Below are 1,063 nucleotides of genomic sequence, written 5' to 3' on the forward strand. Positions count from 1 at the left end.
AGCCAACAAGATGGACTATCAGATTGGTCGTTTCCTAGATAGCCATAGCCTGGATGGCAAGTATGAGAGCGATTTGAAAGTTGAAATCATTTCTCCGCTGGATACGGAATACAATCTTTACACCGAAGCTTACTGTATTGGTAAAAGTACTCAGGCCGAAGGACAAGTGCTGTTTAAACTGGCAGATGATAAACAGTTCTTTAATGAACTGCGCACCTGGCTGAAAACCAATAAATTCATCCGCTTAAATGATGATGGCACTCAGTCCGATATCAGCCGTATTCTGGCAGACCGTGGCCGTGAGAACCAGGAACGCAAAAAACGTCTGCGTGTCCGGGTCGAAGAAATGTTGCTGGACGCGGAAAGTTATGCCTTGGGTCAACATCTACAACTTTCATCTTCAAGTCCAACCACCAAGCTGGATGAGGCTTGTCGTTATTTGCTGGAAAACACTTATACCAAACTGAGCTATCTGCAGGTCTATCAGCAGGATGCCTGGCGTGAACTGAACGCCGTCTTGACTGTGGATGATATGGCGCAGCTCGGATTGTCTCTGGATGGCGGTCAGAGCAATCCCAAAGCCCTACAGGAAGTGGAACAGTACATTGCACTACGGGCCACCGGTACAGAGCGTATTCTAGTCTCAGATGTGGTCGATCGTTTTGCCAAACGCCCTTATGGCTGGCCAGATGCCGAGATTTTATTGCTGGTAGGTCAGCTGGCGGCAATGGGGCGGATTTCACTGCAGTTAAATGGCGGCAGCTTACAGTTAAAAGATGCCTTTGAGCCTTTACAAAACAGCCGCCGTCGCCGTGATGTTTCCATTATTAAAAAGCGCCAGACTGATGATCAGGTTTTGAAACAGGCACGCCAACTGACCCAAGACCTATTCTCGGCCATGGGGCCAGCGACTGAGAAAGAGCTGTTTGAATTCTATTTGCAGCATTTTAAGACCTGGTTAGCCAACTTTAAGTCGTATAAGAGCAAAACCGATGTCGGGCAATTCCCTGGCAAGAAAGTCATTGAGCGGTCGATTCTGACTTTAGAACGCTTGCTGGCCAAT

General features: G+C 47.8%; 1 pseudogene. It reads left to right on the top strand.

Annotation, left to right across the window (positions count from 1 at the left end):
• Window positions 1-1,063: pseudogene (locus ACNPNW_RS04835) on the top strand (BREX system P-loop protein BrxC); the annotation flags it as partial.

The organism is Acinetobacter endophylla (assembly GCF_053543775.1).